Genomic DNA, 23,341 nt, shown 5'->3' with positions numbered 1-23,341 from the left:
AAGATGAATTTATTTGTTTTATTTGAATAATCTTTCGATGTCCTCCTCCTTAATGGTTGTCAAAACGGTTTTCCCATCGGGTGTGTAATTCGGTGAGGGACAGGCAAAAAGGTTGTCTACAAGGCTTACCATTTCTTCATTACTCAACACCTGTCCGTAGACAATAGCCGCTGCCCGCGCCAATGTTAATGCCAGAATATTTTGGATTTCTTCCTTAACGTCATTCCCTTTTTCCATCGCTGTATGTAGCATATTACGCACCAGTTCGACCGGATTCAGTCCTTCAATACCCGAAGGGATGCCATTGATGGCATAGCTACCGCCTCCCAGATTGCTCAAATCGAAGCCGACTGCCGACAAATCATCCATAATGCTTTGAAGAACAGCAGCTTCTGAAGCCGGTAATTGTAATATTTCCGGGAAGAGAACGCCTTGAGATACTCCCTGTTTCTGTTGAATCTGTACCATATAGCGATCAAAAAGCACCCGTATATGTGCCCGGTGTTGATCGATTAGCATCAGACCCGATTTAACTGAAGTCAAAATAAACCGCCCTTTAAACTGCAAATGCTGATTTCCTTTTTCCATCACCGGTTCGTTGGCATACAAAGTAGAAGAAGCGGCGGATGTCACCGTCTCTATCTTTTCTTCCACGAAGGCCGGTTCGCCTCCAATAGAAGAATCCTCCCAATCCATTTCGGGTTCCGGCTGCGGATTATTCATCTTACTGGCTTTTGTCAGCCCTCCGTACAAATCCTCCCATTCTACTTTCGAACGACTATACGATCCGCCACCACCGCCACCGGCAGAGACTTTAAATGGATTATAATCTGTATTATAATGTACCTTCGGAGGTTCGGAAGATATCTTTTCCTCAAATGCCGGAATATCAGGCATATCCTCCGTATCAAAATCAATGGAAGGGATAGCACTGAACTTACCCAACGATTCCTTAACGGATGCTGAAAGTATCTGCCAGATGGCCTGCTCATTCTCAAACTTGATCTCGGTCTTTGTCGGGTGAATATTCACATCAATATTAGCCGGATCTACATCAAAATAGATAAAATAGGAAATCTGTTCACCGGCGGGAATCAACTGTTCATAAGCCTCCATGACTGCCTTATGAAAATAAGGATGGCGCATATAACGTCCGTTGACAAAGAAATACTGATGGGCTCCTTTCTTACGGGCAGTCTCCGGTTTGGCTACGTATCCGGAGATTTTCACCATGGTAGTGTTCACGTCTATATTCAGTAATTGCTGGTTGAGCTTCTTACCGAAAATAGCAAGAATACGCTGGCGTAACTGTGATACCGGAAGATTGAACAGTTCCGAATCATTACTATAAAGCGAAAAGGCAACTTCCGGATGCACCAAAGCGATACGCTCAAATTCGGCAAGGATGTTGCTCAATTCAGTGGAATTAGCCTTTAAAAATTTACGACGGGCAGGCACATTAAAGAACAGGTTCTTTACAGAGAAGTTACTTCCTTTAGAACAGGATATAGCCTCCTGGCTCTCCACTTGAGAACCCGCAATCACCAGTTTCGTTCCCAGTTCTTCCGATTCCGGACGCGTCTTCAGTTCTACCTGCGCCACTGCTGCGATGGATGCCAATGCTTCCCCACGAAATCCCATGGTACGCAAAGCAAACAAGTCCGCAGCTTCCCGTATCTTGGAAGTAGCATGCCGCTCAAAAGAGAGACGGGCATCCGTTTCGGACATTCCTTTTCCATCATCAATCACCTGAATACAGGTTTTACCCGCATCAGTCACTAACACATGTATATTTTGCGCATCTGCATCAATCGCATTCTCCACTAGCTCCTTGATAACAGATGCCGGACGTTGTATCACTTCACCGGCAGCAATCTGGTTAGCTACCGAATCAGGTAACAAATGAATGATATCGCTCATACTTCGTAAATTAACAATTAAAAACTCCAGCTTCCTGTTGCTAAATAATGCCACAGATAGAGAAGGAAGGCAATGATTATCAGTATGATTCCGAAAGAAACCGGTTTGCGGCCACTTGCTTTTCTTCTTTTCAAATGTGTAGTACCTTCGACGAATTTACCGCGAATATCTTCCGGATTAAATTCTTTCTCCGGCAGCATCCCCAAGTCACGTTTGGCGTTCTCCTCCATCTTAGCGAGCTTTTCTTTCCGCTCGTCTACATAAATGTATTGATGATTAAAGCCCCGGGGCTTTCTCATTGAGTTAAACATTCCCATACTACTTCATATTTATTAAGTTTCGCTTTTCTGTCTTTGGTCGCCGGTCGGTAGTCGGCTTCAATGTTTCTCCCGCACGCTTGCTGCGCCAGTTGAAAATATCGTCCTTATTTAGCGGACGGACATAATCGAACCAGGCAAAAGTAGGAAGACGCAGTTTATCAGGCGGTATCTGGTCCATCGGATACATCGTTCCGTTGGATTTACCGATAAAAAGTCCTTTTTCCATTCTCTTATCCTTCATATAAAGATGCAGCATACTACCTTCCAGACAATTAAATCCGGTCATCGTACTGTCTTTCTCTTCAGGATAAAAAGCTGTCAGCACATTACCGATCACTTCAATATGGCGCATATCTCCATTAACGAAATAGGCTTTCATCTCCTTGCCGGACACTTGATTATAGTGAATAGAGTCTTTCATCTCCACTGTCAACGCCTGGTTGATAATGTGCGCCCAGTCAATCGTGCTGTCATTCATATAAATCTTGATCTGCTCACCAAGCAGTTGCTGTCCGTCATTCCAAAGAATAGGGTCAGTATACATGGTCATACAAGAATCTTTCGAATTATAGACCAGTGAGTCACATACTCCCTGAACATCTGTACGATACATACGTACTTTATGGTAAGCCTTCATCAACCGGTACAAAGAATCGGTATTCAGATTATAGGACACCATCTGCAAAGTATCCCCATGCATATAAAGACTGTCTCCCTGTGAATAATCGATAGCAACAGCACGTTTTGTTGCAAACGCAGAGTCCGTCAATTCATTATAGAAACAATAATCGCCCGTTAGCATATTCTTATTGATGGAGTCTGTCATCTTCACATTATCGAATGCTTCTCCGTAACCGATTACCCGGTCATAGAACAGACTGTCGCCTACAAGTTTCTTCCCCTGATTGGTCAGGACCGAACGGTCCAACAATTCCGCTTGTTCGGTCAATGTGTTATAGAATCCCCGTTCCGAATAGATATGATTATTATCACTGACAATATTTGAAGGTCCGAGAATCACTGCTATTTTGTTTTCGGTATTATACCTCAATGTATCGGAGGTCAACACAAACTTAGGGTTCACCAACTTCACATCATGGTTGAATACCGACTGTTTTGTTGCAGGGCTATATTCGCCCCAGTCAGAAGTCAGTACATTCTCTTCATCCATCAAAGTTCCCCCCTCGAAATAATATCCGAGATCGTAGAGACGGTCGTAGTTCAAGCTGTCCGTCAGCAGGGTCGTGTTCCGGTTAATCATCTTCACGTTTTCACGAAGTTGCGCAATTTGCGTCATTCCGTCATAATAAAGATAATCACCATAGATGAACAAGGTATCTCCCTGTTCCATACGCACATTGCTGAAGGCTTCTACGGAGTTGGTTTTCTCAAAAATCAGTGCACTGTCACAGTACATATACATACTGTCATGGCGCAACTTCACGTTACCAATCAACACCTGCACATCCGGACGTGCCAGCTTATCCGCCTGTCCTTCGTCAGCATGGAGCAAGTAAACTTTGGTCTTTTTATTCTCCGGTTGCTTCTTGTTGTCCGATTGTTTCTTATTACCCGCCGGCGTTTTGGTTTTGGGAGCCGTCTTAGACGTATCCGCAGTCGATTTTGTCGAAGTCCCTGCCGTGGGTTTCTGTCCCGTCGGCCTCACTTGTGCCACAAGACATACACCAAACAGGCATAGAAAGCCTATAAGGAGCCATCTATGCCTGTCTTGTTGTTTATTTTTCTTATTCTTTTTCAGCATATAAAGTCAAAGCAAGGTTATATCAGTCATTCTTGACCCAACCCGGATACTTGAAGTCACACTTCTGCCAGTTTTCGTTGATGCGTACATAAGTGTGTTTTTGCTTGTTCAGAATCCATTTCTGCAACACCTCTTCGCGACGCTTATCCATTACGATTTCTTTCAGATCCTGATAGTCTTCCGCGATGGTTGCTTTATGACCATTGATTTTAGTTTTCAATTTCACGATAGCGCATACTTCTTTTCCATCTTTCTCATTAATCATTGTAAAAGCTTTGGAAATCTCGCCAACATTCATCTTATCCACTACCTTAGCAACGTCTTGAGGAAGATCCTGCATCTGGAACTTAGAAGTAGTGATACCTGAATGTTCATTGATGTTCACCATGATACCGTGATTGTTGCGGGTATCCTTATCTTGTGAGATAACGGCAGCGGCATCATCAAATGTGAATTTGTTAGCACGAATATCATCTGCAATAGAATCCAGACGGGCACAAGCCTCGGTCAGTTCTTTTTCCGAGACTTTCGGACGCAACAGGATATGGCGGGTATTAACACGGTCACCACGCTTCTCAATCAACTGGATAATATGGAAACCAAATTCCGATTCTACAATTTTGGAAACTTTCTTCGGGTCCTGCAAGCTGAATGCCACATTCGCATAAGCGGGGTCCATCATACCACGTCCCATAAATCCACATTCACCACCTTTAATGGCAGAAGCCTTATCTTCAGAATACAAACGGGCCAATGTAGAGAAGTCGATTTCTCCTTTTGTCACACGATCCGTATAATCACGCAGTGTCCTCTTTACATCCTCGATTTCCGAAACGGGTATTTTGGGTTGCAAAGTAATAATCTGCACTTCCACCTGTGTAGGAATGTAAGGGATACTATCCTGTGGAAGATCTTTGAAGTAACGGCGTACTTCTGCCGGAGTCACTTTGATATCTCCTGCCAGTTTCTGCTGCATCTTCTGAACCGTCAATCCGTCACGTGCATTATCACGCAAAGTTTCACGAATCTGGGTGGATGTTTTATTGAAATACTCCTCCATTTTCTCTCTGGAACCGATCTGCTGGATGTACATATTGGTCATCATATCCACACGCTGGATGATTTCCGCTTCGGAAACCTCGATACTGTCCAACTTTGCCTGATGCAGGAATAACTTCTGCACAGCAATCTCTTCAGGAATTACACAATAAGGATCGCCTTCGAATCTGCGTCCATTATACAAGGCATCCATACGGGCCTCTTCTACATCTGATTTTAAAATAGCTTCGTCACCTACTACCCAAACTACTTCATCAACCACATTATCTTGTGCATAGGTTGCCACATTAGCAAATATTGCCAGGACAAGGGTAACAACAAATCTAAAGTTCACAAACTTCTTCATTCTTTGTATTTAATAATTATATATAATCTTCTTCTTACTTACCGCCTGCTGATACAAGTCGTTCTTTACCTGTTCCATAAAGCTCACCCGTTTCTGATTTACCAGTAAGTCTTTCACTTCCGAGCGGGCAAATTCATACGGTTTCTCCTCACCAACTCCGCGATAATCGCTCACATTCAGGAAATAATAATAAGCCGTATCTTTCAATTCTACCTGACGGTGTTTGTTTACGTACTCTTCCGGTGCCTCTACTTTCAACGGAATCATGTCCAGGACATCGGTCACGGACACCCATTTATCATAGAAATATTCATATTTCACCGCATTCTGCAAACTATATTTTTCCAGGCTCTCGATAGCATCCTGTTTTTCCGACTTATACCATCTGCGCACATTGTTCAACTGGGGAGCTGTCAACGGCACTTTAATAAACAATCCCTTAATCAACGGACCTTCCAGTTTAAACAATTCCTTGTTTTTGCCGTAATACTCTGCTATCTCGTGTTCGGAAATATCATTCGCCAACTTCTGGCTAATCAACTCCTGCTGATAAGTATGCATTATCAACGCTTTCCGATAATTCTCCACCAGCTTGTCTACATCCACATTATCGGGGATATTGTTCGCAGCTTTCTCATACAATAAAATCTCTTCCGCCCAACTACGAATATAGTGCTCGGTGAAGAGAATGCTATCATCTTTTGACAATCCGACCGGAAGCACGGACATCAAATCTTCTTTATATAAAAAATTACCGTCCACCTCTACCAAAGGAGTCTTTCCTTTGTGGTCGTGCTGTTCCTTGCACGCTCCACAACCAAGAAGGGTAATCAGTAAGAGGACTAATATTCGCATCGGCAACTAAAATCTACTTATTTAAGGTACGAAGATAGTGAATAATCGGTTACATCAGTTATTATTAACTGTTTTTAAAACCTCTTGGTTTATTTCAACCTTACCGGACTCACTCAATTCCCGCATCCAGCACGTGTCAAGATAGCTTCGATAATCCTTTCGAACCCGATCAATTACTTCCCGATAATCATCTGGACCTTTCATTTTTTCGCCTACAACAATAGTAAAAGGACAAGACATCAAAGGATCAAAATCACCCTTCTTAAAAACCAGTTTATCTATATATTTATTGTCTCCGTCGGCAAAAATTCCTTGTTCAACTTGTATCTTTTCCTCCCCGGATGTATTAAAAGTTTGCCGAAGCTTGTCCGCCCACTCTTTTTCCGGCACTTTCTTCAGCATTTTTTTGGCTTGCTTTGCCGTCTTTTTATCAACGCAATGAAGCACGACTCCTCTATACCGGGGGCTCTCCCACCGATAATCCGACGAATGAAATTTAAAATAAGTAGCCAATCCCGCCCGGTCATTAGCTGCGGGCAAATCTATTTTCTGACGTGTTATCTCTTCCACCAAATAGTTTTCATCAGATTCCCGCAAGGCATAAGGAATTTCCGGATGCTTTTTATCGATATTCCGGCTTTCATAATCCAGCAATGACTTAGCTATAAATCCTTCCAACTGCCGTTTGACAGCTTGAGGATGAGAAGAGGCAAAATGCGTGAACATAGTTCCGGTGTATGCTTGTCCGTCAATCGTAAACAGAGTTTGTTCTGTACGGCCTTTCGCCAGCAGTTCTTCCATTGCCGCCTGATTGGGAGCATACTGCCATGCTTTTTTCAAGCGTTCGAGCACCGCGCCTGTACCTTTGTCCAAAATCTCCTTGCGCCGTAACCGTTCCATTAACCTGGCACTGACATTTTCGTAAGCAGCTGTTTCCTCCCGATCCATCACTTTCAAGATATGAATCCCTTCAGGAGTGAAAAAGGGCTGCGATGCCATACCTTTTGCCAGAGAGAAAGCAACATTCTCAAACTCGCTCGTTGTTTCCAGACATTCGATCCATCTACTTTGCTTATCATCCGAGTATATTTCGACCAAACGGTTAAAGTTCAAATCCGGCTGATTCTGTATCATCCGGTATATAGAATCCATCCGCGTTTTTTCTTCTTCTAAATGCCGGGAAGTGATTGTCTGTGGCAAACGTTTGAAAATCTGCATCACCTGTACCCTGCCGCTACGTGCTTTCAACCCCATCTTCTGATAGATAGCACGGGCACAACTATCCATCACTTGCCTGTCTATCAGATAAGATTCCACCAACTCGGTCCGGCATTTCTCCTGTTGTTTACGAAAAATAGAGGTCGTATCAAGTCCGGCAGCCCTGGCTGCTTCCACTTTCAACTTTGATTGAGCGAAAAGTGCCGCATACTCTTTGGACGAAAGTCTGGCATTTGAACGTTCCGCATAACGGCGGTATGCATATTCAAATTCCGAACGGAGTATCTCTCTTCCGTTAACACGCATCAATACCGGATCTTCCTGTGCAAAGACCGCGACTACAAAGAGAGAAATACATCCCAACAACAGGCTTCTTTTCATCATCAATTTTTATTTTTCAAACAACAAACGGTGAGCAGTGAACACCCTGCTGATTATACAGCCTGTTCACCGTTCACCGTTAATAGTTCACCGTATCTATCTATTATTCCGGACGGCTATAGTTAGGCGATTCACTGGTAATCGTCACGTCGTGCGGATGACTTTCCATTACACCTGCATTGGTAATGCGGGTAAACTTAGCGTCATGAAGTTTCTCAATGTTAGCAGCGCCACAGTATCCCATACCTGCACGCAAACCACCAGTCAGCTGATACACAACTTCGAAAAGCGTACCTTTATAAGGAACACGGGCAGCGATTCCTTCGGGAACAAGCTTCTTCACATCAGCCGTTCCACTCTGGAAGTAGCGGTCTTTCGAACCGTTCTCCATTGCTTCCAATGAACCCATACCACGATAGGATTTGAATTTACGACCATTGAAGATAATAGTGTCACCCGGAGATTCTTCTGTTCCGGCAACCAATGATCCGATCATTACGCAATATCCTCCGGCAGCCAATGCTTTCACCACGTCGCCCGAATAACGCAAACCACCATCGGCAATCAAAGGAATACCTGTACCCTTCAACGCTTTTGCTACATCATAGACAGCCGATAACTGTGGAACACCTACACCGGCAACCACCCGAGTGGTACAGATAGAACCCGGGCCGATACCTACTTTCACAGCATCTGCACCAGCTTCCACCAAAGCTTTGGCAGCTTCTCCGGTAGCAATGTTACCTACCACAATATCAATATTCGGGAAGCGTTTCTTTGCTTCTTTCAGTTTTTCAATCACAAACTTAGAGTGTCCGTGAGCTGTATCAATCACGATTGCATCTGCACCGGCATCCACCAATGCCTGCATACGTTCCAGCGTATCGGCAGTAACACCTACACCGGCAGCTACACGCAGACGCCCTTTGGCGTCTTTGCAAGCCATCGGTTTATCTTTTGCTTTTGTAATATCTTTATAAGTGACAAGACCGATCAACTTTCCGTCCATTCCGACAATCGGAAGTTTCTCAATCTTATGTTTCTGAAGAATCTGTGCAGCAGATTCCAAGTCAGTAGACTGGTTAGTAGTCACCAATCTTTCTTTCGGAGTCATGACAAGATCAATATGTTTTGCCATGTCTCTTTCGAAACGCAAATCTCTGTTGGTTACAATACCCACCAAATAACCTTCATCATCTACCACAGGGATACCACCGATTTTATATTCCGCCATGATGTCCAGTGCATCCTGAACAGTAGAACCTCTTTTAATCGTTACAGGGTCATAAATCATACCATTTTCGGCACGCTTTACGATAGCAACTTGTCTTGCCTGTTCTTCGATAGACATATTTTTGTGAATCACACCGATACCACCTTCACGAGCAATGGCAATCGCCATTTTCGCTTCGGTAACCGTATCCATGGCAGCCGTCACAAAAGGTATTTTTAACTCAATGTTTTTTGAAAACTTAGTCGAGAGATCGACAGTGCGCGGTAAAACTTCAGAATAAGCGGGGATCAACAATACGTCGTCGTAAGTCAACCCATCCATTACAATCTTATCAGCAATAAATGACATAGGGCTATGCGTTTAAAAATTATTGCGTGCAAATATACGGTTTTTATTCAAAACCGCATACCTGCACGCCTATTTTTTTCGCTTTTTTAATTAGCCATTTCAGAGATGAACTTAATACGTACCAAACGAACTTCCTCTTCCGTGAAGTCATCGCCTAATTCGTCAAGCGCATCATCAATCTTATCAGTGGTAGATTCCTTGAAATAATCGTAGATATCAAGCAAATGATCTTCATCCATGATTTCTTCCAGGAAGTAATCTATATTCAGTTTGGTTCCCGAATAAACGATCGCTTCTACCTCGTCCAGCAGTTCACCAAATTCAATCCCTTTGGAAAGAGCGATATCATCTAACGCCACTTTACGGTCAATTGCCTGAATGATAGCTACCTTCATCTTAGATTTATTGGCAACCGTACGTACCCGCAGGTCTTCCGGACGTTCTATCTCATTCTCTTCACAGTGGCGTTTGATTAATTTACAGAACTCTTCACCATAACGTTTTGCTTTTCCGGCACCTACGCCAGGTATATTCTGCAACTCGTCCAATGTCACCGGATAAATGGTAGCCATTGCTTCCAAAGACGGGTCCTGGAAGATCACATAAGGCGGTACTTCCAGTTTCTTCGAGAGTTTCTTCCGCAAGTCCTTCAACATGGAATAAAGAGCCGGGTCTACTGCACAGGAGCCACCGCCGCGTGCCGGTACTTCTTCTTCCGTCTCTTCGAAATCGTTGTCCTCGGTAATCTTGAATGACTTCGGTCTCTTCAGGAACTTATGTCCTTCCTCCGTCACTTTCAGGAGTCCGTAATGCTCCACATCTTTGCTCAAGTAACCTGCAATCAGCGCCTGACGAATCACTGCGTTCCATGTCTTATCCTCTTCACCCATACCGGAGCCGAAGACTTCGAGGTCTTCATGCAAATGCGCCTGTACTTCGGAAGTTTCTTTACCTTGTAGTATGTCTATAATATAATCTGCCTTAAAATTTTCTTTCACCGCGATAATCGCTTCAATCACGGCACACAATAACTCTTGAGCCTCCACTTGTTTTTTAGGGTTTAAACAGTTGTCACAATTTCCACAATTTTCTTCCGTATATTCTTCACCGAAATAATGCAGCAACGTCTTGCGTCGGCATACGGAAGATTCGGCATAAGCAGCGGTTTCCAACAGAAGCTGCTTGCCAATTTCCTGCTCTGCCACAGGTTTTCCTTGCATGAACTTTTCCAGTTTCTGCAAGTCTTTGTTTGTATAAAAGGTTATGCACTGACCTTCACCGCCATCTCTACCGGCGCGCCCGGTCTCCTGGTAATACCCTTCCAGACTCTTTGGAATATCGTAGTGAATCACGAACCTCACATCCGGTTTGTCAATTCCCATACCAAAAGCGATAGTCGCTACAATAACGTCCACTTTTTCCATCAGGAAATCATCCTGATTCTTGGTCCTGGTCAACGAATCCATTCCAGCATGATAAGGACGCGCATTGATACCGTTTGCCTGCAGGATTTCAGCAAGTTCCTCCACTTTTTTCCGGCTAAGGCAATAGATAATGCCCGATTTCTCCGGATTGTTTTTGATAAACTTGATAATATCCCTGTCAATATTAGCGGTCTTCGCACGTACCTCATAATAAAGGTTCGGACGGTTGAACGAAGATTTGAAGACTTGAGCATCTACCATTCCCAGATTTTTCTGGATATCATGCTGCACCTTCGGTGTCGCCGTTGCGGTAAGCGCAATCAACGGAGCTTTACCTATTTCATTGATAATAGGGCGAATCCGCCGGTATTCCGGTCGAAAGTCATGGCCCCATTCAGAAATACAGTGAGCTTCATCCACTGCATAGAACGAAATCTTTACCGAACGCAAAAACTCTACGTTTTCTTCTTTCGTCAGCGACTCCGGCGCTACATATAGCAATTTTGTCTTTCCGGCAAGGATGTCCGACCTCACTTGGTCTATCGCGCCTTTATTTAATGAAGAATTGATAAAATGGGCGACGCCATCTTCTTCACTGAAATTGCGCATTGCATCCACTTGATTCTTCATCAACGCAATGAGCGGAGAAATTACGATTGCCGTACCTTCCATCAAGACCGAAGGTAGCTGATAGCATAAAGATTTCCCGCCACCGGTAGGCATCAGTACAAAGGTATCTTTACCATCGAGCAAGTTATTAATGATCGCTTCCTGGTTTCCCTTGAACTTATTAAATCCGAAATACTTTTTCAGTTCATCTGTTAAATTAATCTTCCCTGCCATCTTAACTAAGGTTGTTTTATTCAGTTCATGGTTTAACTTTAAGTATGTTCTCTTCTTCAAGAGAGCCAAACAAAGTTATAAACAACTTCGTAATTACCAAGCAAAATGCGACTAATATTTTCAAGAAAATACAGTTACGATCATTTTCTGTAGCCTTACTCTTTGATTTTAAGCGGTTTGTAGTCGTGCCATATTCGCTTTTTCCAGTTGCATCTTTGCATAATCCAGCGTCACCTTATACTCTTTTTTGTTCTCTGAAGGGATTTCAAACATGACATCCATCATAATTGTTTCCACAATAGAGCGCAATCCGCGGGCACCTAGCTTATATTCTACCGCCTTGTCGACGATATATTCGAAGACATCATCTTCAAATGTCAGCTTGATACCATCCATTTCAAACAGTTTGATGTACTGTTTGATGATTGAGTTTTTCGGTTCGGTAAGGATCGCACGAAGCGCATCCCGGTCCAGCGGATTCAAATAAGTCAATACCGGAAGACGTCCGATAATTTCGGGAATCAGTCCGAATGACTTCAAATCCTGTGGAGCGATGTACTGCATCATGTTATTCTTGTCTACCGTCGCTGTTTTCTGCGATGCCGTATAACCTACGACATGGGTGTTCAACCGTTGGGCGATCTTCTTCTCGATACCGTCGAACGCACCGCCGCAGATAAAGAGAATATTCTTGGTATTTACCGGAATCATCTTCTGGTCCGGATGCTTACGGCCTCCCTGGGGAGGTACGTTCACCACAGAACCTTCGAGCAATTTCAGTAATCCCTGCTGTACGCCTTCACCGCTCACGTCGCGAGTGATGGAAGGATTATCTCCTTTACGGGCAATTTTGTCGATCTCGTCGATAAACACGATACCCTGTTCAGCTTCAGGTACATTATAATCTGCCACCTGAAGCAAACGGGTTAAAATACTTTCGATATCTTCGCCCACATAACCGGCTTCCGTCAGCACTGTAGCGTCTACAATAGTAAACGGCACGTGCAGTAACTTAGCAATCGTGCGTGCAAGCAACGTTTTCCCGGTTCCGGTACTACCCACCATAATAATGTTCGACTTTTCAATCTCCACATCATCACCGCTGTCTTTTTGCAACAGACGTTTATAATGGTTATAGACCGATACAGAAAGGAAGCGTTTCGCATCATCCTGCCCGATCACATACTGGTCGAGGAATTTCTTGATTTCTACCGGTTTGGGCAGTTCTTTTAAGTTGAGCTTGGTAGCTCCTGCACTTTTCTTGCCTTCTCCCAATGCTTCCTGAGTGATCTCATAAGCCTGGGTAGCACAGCTGTCGCAGATGTAACCGTTCATTCCCGTAATCAGGAATCCGACTTCATTCTCCGACCGTCCACAGAAGCTACACCTTTTCTTTGTTTTTGAATCAGCCATTTTTATTTCTTAATCAATACCTCATCAATCATACCGTACTCTTTCGCTTCCTGAGCTGTCATCCAGTAGTCACGGTCAGAGTCCGCCCATACTTTATCGAAATCAGTATGCGAATGATCGGCGATGATCGTATAAAGTTCTTTCTTCAATTTCTGAATCTCACGAGCTGTGATTTCAATGTCCGATGCTTGTCCCTGCGCACCACCCATCGGCTGATGAATCATCACACGTGAGTGAGGCAATGCAGAACGTTTGCCTTCAGCACCGGCAACCAGCAATACGGCTGCCATTGAAGCTGCCATACCTGTACAGATGGTAGCAACATCGCTTGAAATAAACTGCATCGTATCATAAATGCCCAGTCCGGCATATACACTTCCGCCCGGAGAGTTGATATAGATAGAGATATCCTTACCCGGATCCACAGAATCCAGATACAACAACTGTGCCTGGAGCGTATTAGCTGTATAGTCATCAACTTGTGTACCAAGGAAAATGATGCGGTCCATCATCAAACGGGAGAAAACGTCGAGTTGAGTTACGTTCAACTGTCTTTCTTCCAGAATATAGGGATTCAAATACCCGGCCTGCGACTTAATCACATCATCCAATACCATGCCATTCATTCCTAAATGCTTGGTTGCGTATTTTCTAAAATCATCCATGTTAATTGTTCCTTTCTTATAAATTAAAAATAAACGTAAGTACAAAGAAACGAAAAAGAATACAGAGACACAAAAAAACACAGAGTTATAATTTTATAAAAACTCTGTGTTTCTGTGACTTTATATTTTATTCAACCGAATGATTACTCAAACATTTTATTGAATTCTTCGATCGAAACGTTCTTGTTTTCCAAAGTAACCTGTGCTTTCAGAGCAGCAGCAAGCTTCACTTCTACCACACGACTTACCAAATTATTGATAGTTTCTTTCTTCTTCAACATTTCCTGTGCATAGTTGTCAAGCACATCGTCAGGAATAGACAACATACCGTATTGAGCAAACTGTGCCTTTGTTGTTTCTCTAGCCATCTTCAGAACATCTTCCTGTTCTACTTTGATATCGTTTGCTTCAACCAACTGTTCCTTAATCAGGTGCCAAGTCAGTTCTTCAATGCTCTTATCATAGTTTTCAGCAACATATTCTTCTCCCTTTTCTTCGTTGTTCAGCAACATGATACGTTTCAGCAGGGCATCAGAGAATTCCAGTTTACCTACTTTTTCCATCATCACCTTGCGAATGTCGATCAGGAATTTATAATCGCTGTCAGCCACAAATCTAGCTGCGATTTCTTCTTTAATCTTAGCGCGGAATTCTTCTTCAGTCTTCACAACACCTTCGCCGAATGCCTGGTCGAATACTTCCTGTGTCAATTCACCCGGAACAAAACGAGTGATTTCTTCTACCTGGAAGCTGAAATCAGACTTCACGTCTTTTGCAATTTCCTTGTCAATCTTCAACAAAGAACCCAGTTCAGCAGCATGTCCGTCATAAGCCACATTCGGATTGAACACCAATACATCATTTACTTTTGCATTAGCAAAAATAGCTTTCTGATCGTCGTTCTTCATGTAAGCAGGCATCAATACTGCAGCTTCTACCTGGATACCACCTTCTTTTGTGTTGCCTTCTTCGTCCAACTGTGCCAGCAGACCTTTCAGCATATCATTATCTTCGTAAGCGTCTACCTTATCATACTTGCCAGTGCGTTGAGTATACATCTTCACCTGGTTGTCGATCATTTCGTCAGAAACTTCGATAGTATAATAATCTACTTTATCTTTAGCACTTACTTCTGCTTTAAATTCAGGTGCCAAAGCGATGTCGAATACGAAATCGAATTCTTCCATTGTATCGAAATCAATATTCTGTTGCTTTTCTTCGTTAGGCAACGGCTCGCCCAACATATTCACCTTATTTTCTTTAATATAATTGTAAACAGCTTCTTGCAGTGCCTTATTCACAACCTCTGCAATTACCGACTTACCATACATCTTTTTAATAAGACTTGTCGGAACCATACCTTTACGGAATCCCGGAATCTGTGCCTTCTGACGGAGTGATTTCAACTCTTTGTCTACTTTCTCCTGATAATCGGCTTTCTCAAGCTTTACAGTAAGCTCTGCGCTTACTTTGTCAATGTTTTGTAATGAAACGTTCATTCTGACAATTATTTATTTGATTTATACTTTGTTCTATACTCAAAGAGGGTGCAAAATTAGTGCTAATCTTTCAAATTTCAAAAGACATTGCAGATTTATTTCAGCAACGCCACCCATCTTTCACACATCTTTTATCGATATTTCACTGATATTCCATCTATAAACAAGATAAAATCACCATCAACACCCACCCCGCCAGGTTCCCCCGGCCTACTTTTTTTCTGATAATCCGCAAATTAACTTTCCAAAAAGATGGTTAATCCAAAAATTATTCTTTTCTTTGTTGCGGATTGATGGACCATTAGTTTCTCGATTTGATTACAAGGTTTTTACTTCCGTTACCAAAACGCATTTGTAAACTCTCTGTCGTTTTAATCTTTTTATTAGTAGCCATCTATCCAGAGAGTTTTATTCATTTATTTATTTTTTATCATTTTCATTATGAACATTTATGTTGGAAACCTTAACTACCGTGTTAAGGAAGGAGATCTGCAACAAGTGATGGAAGATTACGGAGCAGTATCATCAGTTAAAGTTGTTATGGACCGTGAAACCGGTAAATCCAAAGGATTCGCTTTCATCGAAATGGAAGACGACGCTGCAGCTGCAAAAGCTATTGCTGAATTGAACGGAGCTGAATACATGGGCCGTACAATGGTAGTTAAAGAAGCTAGACCTAGAGCTTAATTGCCGACGCTAACATAGCTAAGAAAAAAAAGAAACTTCTGTCACCCGATGACAGAAGTTTTTTTATTACCCTTCCATTCCTTGCATTTCGACGTCCTTCACCTTACGGAGCAAGTCGGAAGCAAAGATAAAGTTATTCAGTCGCTCATTGGTAGAAGTAAAGATATCATCTTTCGTACCTTCCCACTCTTTATGTCCCTCATAAATATAAATCACCTTCTCACCAATTCCCAATACAGAGTTCATATCATGCGTATTGATAATGGTCGTCATGTTATATTCCTGCGTAATATCATGAATCAGATCATCAATCACCAATGACGTTTTCGGGTCCAGCCCCGAGTTCGGCTCATCGCAAAACAGATATTGCGGATTCAAGGCAATCGCACGCGCAATAGCCACACGCTTCTGCATACCACCACTGATTTCTCCCGGAAACTTATCTTTCGCTTCCCCCAGATTCACACGATCCAAACAGAACATCGCCCGTTTGATCCGGTCACGCAAGATATCGTTGCTAAACATATTCAGTGGAAACATCACATTATCAAATACGGTCATAGAGTCAAAAAGAGCCGCACTCTGGAAAATCATTCCCATTTCCTTGCGAAGCATCTTCTTCTCCTTCTTCCCCATCAGGACAAGGTTACGTCCGTCATACAAGACTTCCCCTTTCTCCGGAGTTAACAATCCTACAATACATTTCATCAACACCGTCTTACCGGAACCACTCTGACCGATAATCAAGTTTGTTTTTCCATTTGCAAAGTCAGCATTGATATCACTCAATACTGTCTTGTCATCAAATGATTTATAAAGTCCTTTAATCTCAATCATCCCATCAAAAGTTTAGTTAATATCAAGTCTGAAAACAGAATCAATACACTGCTGGACACTACGGCATCCGTAGAAGCCTTTCCTACAGCAATCGAACCTCCCTCTACCGTGTATCCGAAGAAAGCGGACACACTTGCAATGATAAACGCAAAAAAGAGGGATTTGATGATACCCGCCCAGATAAACCATTCGTTAAACATATACTGCAAACCATATTCGAGATCGACAGCATTCATAACCCCGGCAAACCAACACGTGCAAAAGGCACCGATGATTCCGGCAAAGATACTAAACGTCACTAGAATAGGAATAACAGTCACCATCGCCGTAATCTTAGGCAAAATCAGGTAGTTCGCCGAATTGATACCCATAATTTCGAGCGCATCAATCTGTTGCGTCACCCGCATCGTTCCTAATTCCGAAGCGATATTCGACCCGACTTTTCCGGCAAGAATCAAACACATGATGGAAGAAGAAAATTCCAGCAACATAATTTCACGTGTCACATATCCCACTGTCCAGCGGGGCATCCATGGACTTTCGATATTCAACTTAATCTGAATGGTAATCACTGCGCCGATGAAAAACGAAATCAACAGCACAATACCGATGGAGTTCACACCTAGCTGCTCCAACTCGTTAAGGTATTGCCGGAAGAACATACGCATACGTTCGGGGCGGGAAAAAGTCCGACCCATCAGCATGAAATATCTCCCGACGGTTCTCAATGCTTTTATCATAACTCACACTATTTGTCTGCAAATGTACATTATTTCAGCTTATTTTTACTACATTTGCCGCAAAATAACTAGAATATGGAAGAAAGCAAGATGGTGCTCCGCACGGAAGACCTGGTTAAGAAGTACGGTAAACGAACCGTTGTAAGCCACGTTTCCATCAATGTGAAGCAAGGTGAGATTGTAGGTTTGCTGGGACCGAACGGTGCCGGTAAGACGACTTCATTCTATATGACTGTAGGGCTGATTACTCCTAATGAAGGACGTATTTTCCTCGATGACCTGGAGATTACCAAATATCCGGTTTACAAACGCGCACAAACGGGAATCGGCTACCTTGCACAGGAAGCTTCCGTTTTCCGCCAGATGAGCGTGGAAGATAATATCGCCTCTGTACTGGAAATGACCAACAAGCCCAAAGAATATCAAAAAGAGAAACTCGAAAGCCTGATTGCAGAGTTCCGTCTGCAAAAGGTACGCAAAAATAAAGGTAACCAGTTGTCGGGAGGTGAGCGCCGCCGTACAGAGATTGCCCGTTGTCTTGCCATCGACCCCAAATTCATCATGCTTGACGAACCTTTTGCCGGTGTCGACCCGATTGCCGTAGAAGATATCCAGCAAATTGTATGGAAACTGAAAGACAAGAATATCGGAATCCTGATTACCGACCACAACGTACAAGAAACGCTTAGTATCACAGACCGCGCCTATCTGCTGTTCGAAGGAAAGATCCTTTTCCAGGGAACACCGGAAGAATTATCGGAAAATCAGATTGTACGTGAAAAATACTTGAGTAACAGCTTCGTGTTACGCCGAAAAGATTTCCAGTTGGAAAAATAAGTCTACTACAAAGTAATACAAGATCTCACAGAGATATATTTATAAAAAGACACGGATTGTCTCTCTATATATTCTATATAATTGAGACAATCCGTGTCTTTTTTATTTATTTCTGTCGAATATAAATATTAACCGGAGTACCTGTCAGATTCCATTTCTCACGCATCTTATTTTCGAGGAAACGTTTGTATGGCTCTTTCACATACTGCGGTAAGTTGGCGAAATATACAAATGAAGGCACCTGTGTATTCGGCAACTGTGTGATATATTTAATTTTGATATACTTACCTTTATTTGAAGGAGGCGGATAAGCCTCGATCAACGGAAGCATTTCTTCATTCAAACGTGCGGTCGGGATTTTTGTCGTCCGGTTCTCATACACACTACGTGCTTCTTCAAGCACTTTCAGAATACGTTGCTTAGTCAGTGCAGAAGCAAAGATGATCGGGAAATCGACAAACGGAGCAAAACGCGAGCGAACAGCTTCCTCAAACGCTTTCTGTACTTTCACAGATTTATCTTCCACCAAATCCCACTTATTTATAACAACTACCAGACCTTTCTGATTCTTCTGAATCAGAGAGAAGATATTCAAGTCCTGCCCCTCAACACCTCTTGTAGCATCCAACATCAGAATACAAACATCCGAACCTTCGATAGAACGAATCGAACGAACGACTGAATAATATTCCAAGTCTTCATTTACCTTGTTTTTCTTACGGATACCCGCTGTATCCACCAGGTAAAAATCAAATCCGAATTTATTGTAACGAGTATAGATAGAGTCGCGGGTAGTTCCGGCAATCTCTGTTACGATATTACGTTCTTCCCCAATAAATGCATTTACAATGGAAGACTTTCCGGCGTTCGGACGTCCTACCACAGCAAAACGGGGAATATCATCATCCAGGATTTCTGATGATTCTTTCTTGAAATTGCTGACAATCAAGTCCATCAAATCACCCGTACCACTTCCTGTCATGGCAGAAACGCAATACGGATCGCCCAATCCCAGTTTATAGAATTCGGGAGCGTTATATTGCAAATCGTGATTATCCGTTTTATTGGCAACCATAATCACCGGACTATTAGCACGACGCAGAATAGCAGCTACCTGCATATCCAAGTCAGTCACTCCATTCATCACATCCACTACAAACAGAATGACATCCGCTTCTTCCACAGCCAATAATACCTGCTTACGGATTTCCTCTTCAAAGACATCATCCGAGTTGACCACCCATCCACCGGTGTCAACCACAGAGAATTCACGGCCCAGCCACTCAGACTTGCCATATTGTCTGTCGCGGGTTGTACCCGCTTCTTCATTCACAATAGCCTGACGAGTCTTCGTCAGACGGTTAAATAAGGTAGACTTGCCCACATTCGGGCGTCCTACAATTGCAACTAAATTACCCATAGTTCAATACCTTGTTTTTTCACGACTATCACAGTCGCATGAATACTCTTAATCTAACTGATAACCAAAATTGCGGAGTTCCTTATCCGAACTACGCCAATCCTTATCCACTTTCACATACGTTTCGAGGAAAATAGTCTTTCCAAAGAAACGTTCCAGTTCACGGCGAGCCTCGGTAGCCACCTTCTTCAACGCCTTTCCCTGTTTACCGATAATGATTCCTTTCTGCGAATCACGTTCCACGTTAATCACCGCCCGAATATGAATCTTCTTCGGTTCTTCCTTAAACTCTTCCACGACAACCTCCACCGAATAGGGAATCTCTTTATCGTAGTAGAGCAGAATCTTTTCCCGGATAATCTCATTCACAAAGAAACGGGCAGGCTTATCCGTCCACTGATCCTTTCCAAAATAAGGAGGAGAATCGGGCAGCAGTTCTTTGATCCGCTTCATCACATAGTCTACATTGAACTTTGATGTAGCAGAAATCGGAATAATTTCGGCTTGGGGAAGCAACTCTTTCCATTCTTCCACCAGCTTTACCAGTTTTTCCTGATCTGTAAGATCTATCTTATTGATGAGCAAGAGAACAGGCACCGTCATCTGACGCACCTTTTCCATAAACTCATTATTCTTATCCGGCGTCTCCACCACGTCCGTTACATAAAGCAAGATATCCGCATCCGTCAATGCCGAAGTAGAAAAATTCAGCATAGACTCCTGTAGCTTATAATTGGGCTTCAACACACCCGGAGTATCAGAAAAAACAATCTGCATCTCATCCGTATTATAGATTCCCATAATCCGGTGACGAGTAGTCTGCGCTTTGAAGGTAGCGATCGAAATACGTTCGCCCACCAAGACATTCATCAATGTCGACTTTCCGACATTCGGATTTCCTACGATGTTTACAAAACCTGCTTTATGCATTTCTCTTTATTTTATTGGTTGAGACAAAAAAACGCATCGAATCGAAATAGGATGCGTTTTTGAGTGTTATAATTCAGTAACTTACGTTACGATTCCTTCTTTCCATCATAACCCCATTTCACGTACACTGCGCCCCAAGTAAATCCGGCACCGAATGCAGTGAAAATGATGTTATCGCCTTTCTTGAGTTTATCTTCATAATCCCAGATACACAGAGGAAGTGTAGCGGCACTCGTGTTACCGTAATGCTCAATATTTACCAACACTTTATCCATTGGCACATCCATACGGTGAGCCACAGCCTCGATAATACGGACATTCGCCTGATGCGGAACAATCCAGTTGATACTATCTTTCGTCAGACCATTCTTTTCTGCGATTGCAGCAGAGACATCCGACATGTTGGATACAGCATATTTAAATACTGTTCTTCCTTCCTGAAACAGATAGTGCATTTTATTGTCTACTGTGAAATAAGACGGAGGACAAACCGAACCACCAGCTTTCATGTGGAGGAAAGGCAAACCTTTGCCATCTGTTCTCAGTATCGAATCCATGATTCCGTAATCTTCCGTAGTGGGCTCCACCATAAAGGCAGCAGCACCGTCACCGAAAATAGGGCATGTAGCACGATCTGTATAGTTAACCATTGACGACATCTTATCGGCACCGACAATGATAATTTTCTTATATCTTCCCGAACGGATGAAATTAGCAGCTGTCTCCATCAAATACAGGAATCCGCTACAAGCAGCCTGCAAGTCGAAGGCAAAAGCATTCTTTAGTCCGAGTTTATCACAAAGAATAGAAGCTGTAGAAGGGAAGTGATAGTCAGGAGTAGTGGTAGCAACAACAACCAAATCGATATCATCAGGATTAGCACCAGTCTTCTTCATCAACTGTTTGGCAGCTTTGCGTGCCATGTATGAACTACCTAATCCTTCCTCATTCAGAATATGTCTTTCCTTTACTCCGATACGAGTCATAATCCATTCGTCGTTGGTATCCACCATTTTTGATATCTCGTCGTTAGTCAAGATATAATCGGGTACGTACCCGCCGACTCCTGTGATTACTGCATTTATTTTTTCCATCAAACCTATTTTAAATTAGCAATACTATAATACTTAAAGCAGCCGGAGAGTTTCACCCCCAGGCTGTTTTCAGTATAACTGTACTAATTATACAGCTGCTTCTTTCTCAATAGCGAGCTTGCCTCTGTAATAGCCACAAGCACCACATACAGTGTGGTAAACGTGCCATTCACCGCAATTCGGACAAATAGCCAATGTAGGAGCTACTGCCTTATCATGAGTTCTTCTCTTCGCTTGTCTCGTACTTGATTGTCTTCTCTTAGGATGTGCCATTTTCTTAAAACTTTAATTATTATCTAATATTTTTTTTAATTCATTCCAGCGGGGATCAATTTGTTCCTCCACTTCTTCCTCAATTACGATGTCATCTCCACCTGAGTCGAAAGTATCATCGCTATCCTCATTCGCATTTGTTTTCAAATGCTTGTTCAATTTACCAGTCATCGCTTTATTGCACTTACCGGGAGCATGTACATGCTTCATGGGTACAGAGAGCGCAACAAACTCATACATGAACCATGCAACGTTGATTTCCCCTTCTTCCTCGGGAATCACAATCAGGTTGTCACCTTCTTCTGCATATTCATGTCCAAACTTTACCATCAGTTTATCAGAAGAACTGATAGGTAGCTCCATATCATCCAGACAACGGTCACATGGTACTGATACCATTCCCTCAGTCTGAAAACTCAGCTCGAAAGCACGAGAGGTTCTTTTCACGGTCAATGTAACATTCACCTTTCCTTTCTGAACTTCAGGACCATCAATGTGAGCGAAGTAAAGGTTATCCAATACAAACTCATACTTAGCAGAGTCTGTTTGCATTCCTTTCAAGTCAATTTTGTATTTATCAAACTTTCCCAAAGCTTCTCTCTTTTTTAAATCGTTAGCTTACAATTCGGGCGACAAAGATACAAATAAATATCCTCATAACATACAAATTATCAGTAAATATTCACTTTTTTAATAGGTATTATGAGGTTTGTATCTGTTAAAAACGGCGATATAAATACCAAAGTAATAAAAAACAGAAAGCCTCGCCCGTCCAATAGACAAGCGAGGCTTCTTAAAAACGGCGGCTACCTACTCTCCCACTGTTACGCAGTACCATCAGCGTGACGAGGCTTAACTTCTCTGTTCGGAATGGGAAGAGGTGGAACCCTCGTGCTATAACCACCTGAATAAGGTTATGACATGATGAAAAGTAAAATCATAGTGTATAGCAAGCTAAACGTATATACCCAACCGGTACATGTCAGAAAGAAAGTGAACGGGCAATTAGTAATGCTCGGCTTTGATGTTACCACCTTTACACCTGCATCCTATCAACGTCATCGTCTTTGACGACCCTAAGAAATCTAATCTTGTGGCTGGCTTCGTACTTAGATGCTTTCAGCACTTATCCAATCCCGACTTAGATACCCAGCAATGCACCTGGCGGCACAACTGGTAAACCAGCGGTCAGTCCAACACGGTCCTCTCGTACTAGTGTCAGAGCCACGCAAATTT

The 23,341-nt window shown here is 42.7% G+C and carries 20 protein-coding genes and 2 rRNA genes; 2 read left to right on the top strand and 20 right to left on the bottom strand.

Going from position 1 to position 23,341, the window contains the following annotated elements; all coding sequences use genetic code 11:
* Window positions 1–18 precede the first annotated feature (18 nt).
* The 11 genes from mutL to tig all read right to left on the bottom strand — a co-directional run bounded on the left by mutL (window position 19) and on the right by tig (window position 15,287).
* Entirely contained in the window at window positions 19–1,920 is a 1,902-nt protein-coding gene (gene mutL / locus HMPREF9010_RS06495) for a DNA mismatch repair endonuclease MutL (protein ID WP_004297175.1), read from the bottom strand.
* A gap of 17 nt (window positions 1,921–1,937) precedes the next feature.
* The gene (locus tag HMPREF9010_RS06500; protein ID WP_004297174.1) at window positions 1,938–2,237 is read right to left on the bottom strand and encodes a hypothetical protein; all 300 of its coding nucleotides are present in this window, start codon (window positions 2,235–2,237) and stop codon (window positions 1,938–1,940) included.
* Window position 2,238: 1 nt separating this feature from the next.
* Window positions 2,239–4,002, bottom strand: a complete 1,764-nt coding sequence (locus HMPREF9010_RS06505; protein WP_008650414.1) for an OstA-like protein — start codon at window positions 4,000–4,002, stop codon at window positions 2,239–2,241.
* A gap of 22 nt (window positions 4,003–4,024) precedes the next feature.
* A complete protein-coding gene (locus HMPREF9010_RS06510) occupies window positions 4,025–5,407 on the bottom strand; it encodes a peptidylprolyl isomerase (RefSeq protein ID WP_004297172.1) in 1,383 nt (460 codons plus the stop codon).
* Window positions 5,408–5,416: 9 nt separating this feature from the next.
* A complete protein-coding gene (locus tag HMPREF9010_RS06515; RefSeq protein WP_004308632.1) occupies window positions 5,417–6,262 on the bottom strand; it encodes a hypothetical protein in 846 nt (281 codons plus the stop codon).
* A gap of 54 nt (window positions 6,263–6,316) precedes the next feature.
* The gene (locus HMPREF9010_RS06520) at window positions 6,317–7,861 is read right to left on the bottom strand and encodes a peptidylprolyl isomerase (protein WP_083792391.1); all 1,545 of its coding nucleotides are present in this window, start codon (window positions 7,859–7,861) and stop codon (window positions 6,317–6,319) included.
* Window positions 7,862–7,964: 103 nt separating this feature from the next.
* Window positions 7,965–9,443 (bottom strand): IMP dehydrogenase, encoded by a 1,479-nt coding sequence (gene guaB / locus HMPREF9010_RS06525; RefSeq protein WP_004297169.1) that lies wholly within the window; start codon window positions 9,441–9,443, stop codon window positions 7,965–7,967.
* Between the two features lie 86 nt (window positions 9,444–9,529).
* On the bottom strand, window positions 9,530–11,710 hold the full coding sequence (gene recQ, locus HMPREF9010_RS06530) for a DNA helicase RecQ (protein ID WP_004305598.1): 2,181 nt from the start codon (window positions 11,708–11,710) through the stop codon (window positions 9,530–9,532).
* A gap of 168 nt (window positions 11,711–11,878) precedes the next feature.
* Window positions 11,879–13,123 carry an ATP-dependent Clp protease ATP-binding subunit ClpX gene (clpX, locus tag HMPREF9010_RS06535; RefSeq protein ID WP_004297166.1) on the bottom strand — a complete coding sequence of 415 codons (1,245 nt, stop codon included), beginning with the start codon at window positions 13,121–13,123 and terminating at the stop codon, window positions 11,879–11,881.
* Between the two features lie 2 nt (window positions 13,124–13,125).
* A complete protein-coding gene (clpP, locus tag HMPREF9010_RS06540) occupies window positions 13,126–13,788 on the bottom strand; it encodes an ATP-dependent Clp endopeptidase proteolytic subunit ClpP (protein WP_004297164.1) in 663 nt (220 codons plus the stop codon).
* Between the two features lie 143 nt (window positions 13,789–13,931).
* Complete coding sequence (gene tig / locus HMPREF9010_RS06545; protein WP_004297162.1) at window positions 13,932–15,287, bottom strand: trigger factor; 1,356 nt, start codon at window positions 15,285–15,287, stop codon at window positions 13,932–13,934.
* A 441-nt stretch (window positions 15,288–15,728) separates the two neighbouring features.
* Between tig and HMPREF9010_RS06550 the strand changes: the two genes are divergently transcribed.
* Window positions 15,729–15,974, top strand: a complete 246-nt coding sequence (locus tag HMPREF9010_RS06550; protein ID WP_004297160.1) for an RNA recognition motif domain-containing protein — start codon at window positions 15,729–15,731, stop codon at window positions 15,972–15,974.
* Window positions 15,975–16,040: 66 nt separating this feature from the next.
* Here the strand turns inward: HMPREF9010_RS06550 and HMPREF9010_RS06555 are convergent, their stop codons facing one another.
* Both HMPREF9010_RS06555 and HMPREF9010_RS06560 read right to left on the bottom strand, forming a co-directional pair.
* Complete coding sequence (locus HMPREF9010_RS06555) at window positions 16,041–16,811, bottom strand: ABC transporter ATP-binding protein (RefSeq protein WP_004297155.1); 771 nt, start codon at window positions 16,809–16,811, stop codon at window positions 16,041–16,043.
* Window positions 16,808–17,551, bottom strand: coding sequence for an MlaE family ABC transporter permease (locus HMPREF9010_RS06560; RefSeq protein ID WP_004297154.1), 744 nt, complete (start codon window positions 17,549–17,551; stop codon window positions 16,808–16,810). Before HMPREF9010_RS06560 ends, HMPREF9010_RS06555 begins: the two co-directional genes overlap by 4 nt.
* A 75-nt stretch (window positions 17,552–17,626) precedes the next feature.
* Here HMPREF9010_RS06560 and lptB point away from each other — a divergent pair, with 75 nt between their 5' ends.
* On the top strand, window positions 17,627–18,388 hold the full coding sequence (lptB, locus tag HMPREF9010_RS06565) for an LPS export ABC transporter ATP-binding protein (protein WP_004297152.1): 762 nt from the start codon (window positions 17,627–17,629) through the stop codon (window positions 18,386–18,388).
* A gap of 106 nt (window positions 18,389–18,494) precedes the next feature.
* On the opposite strand, the gene der is transcribed toward lptB, so the two are convergent.
* From der to HMPREF9010_RS0124615, 7 genes are all read right to left on the bottom strand, one after another.
* Window positions 18,495–19,808: a ribosome biogenesis GTPase Der gene (der, locus tag HMPREF9010_RS06570; RefSeq protein WP_004297149.1), complete on the bottom strand. Its 1,314-nt coding sequence runs from the start codon at window positions 19,806–19,808 to the stop codon at window positions 18,495–18,497.
* A 48-nt stretch (window positions 19,809–19,856) separates the two neighbouring features.
* Entirely contained in the window at window positions 19,857–20,738 is an 882-nt protein-coding gene (gene era, locus HMPREF9010_RS06575; RefSeq protein WP_004297147.1) for a GTPase Era, read from the bottom strand.
* Window positions 20,739–20,824: 86 nt separating this feature from the next.
* Window positions 20,825–21,832, bottom strand: coding sequence for a beta-ketoacyl-ACP synthase III (locus HMPREF9010_RS06580; RefSeq protein WP_004297146.1), 1,008 nt, complete (start codon window positions 21,830–21,832; stop codon window positions 20,825–20,827).
* Between the two features lie 87 nt (window positions 21,833–21,919).
* Window positions 21,920–22,105: a 50S ribosomal protein L32 gene (rpmF, locus tag HMPREF9010_RS06585; RefSeq protein ID WP_004296852.1), complete on the bottom strand. Its 186-nt coding sequence runs from the start codon at window positions 22,103–22,105 to the stop codon at window positions 21,920–21,922.
* A gap of 12 nt (window positions 22,106–22,117) precedes the next feature.
* The gene (locus tag HMPREF9010_RS06590; RefSeq protein WP_008650412.1) at window positions 22,118–22,696 is read right to left on the bottom strand and encodes a YceD family protein; all 579 of its coding nucleotides are present in this window, start codon (window positions 22,694–22,696) and stop codon (window positions 22,118–22,120) included.
* A gap of 206 nt (window positions 22,697–22,902) precedes the next feature.
* Window positions 22,903–23,013: ribosomal RNA gene (gene rrf / locus HMPREF9010_RS06595) — 5S ribosomal RNA — on the bottom strand.
* 77 nt (window positions 23,014–23,090) lie between these two features.
* A 23S ribosomal RNA gene (locus HMPREF9010_RS0124615) occupies window positions 23,091–23,341 on the bottom strand; the annotation flags it as partial.

Source organism: Bacteroides sp. 3_1_23 (genome assembly GCF_000162555.1).
GTDB classification, from domain to species: Bacteria; Bacteroidota; Bacteroidia; order Bacteroidales; family Bacteroidaceae; genus Bacteroides; species Bacteroides ovatus.
The sequence above is the reverse complement of the archived record's forward strand: the minus strand, read 5'-3'. Positions and strand labels throughout refer to the sequence as shown.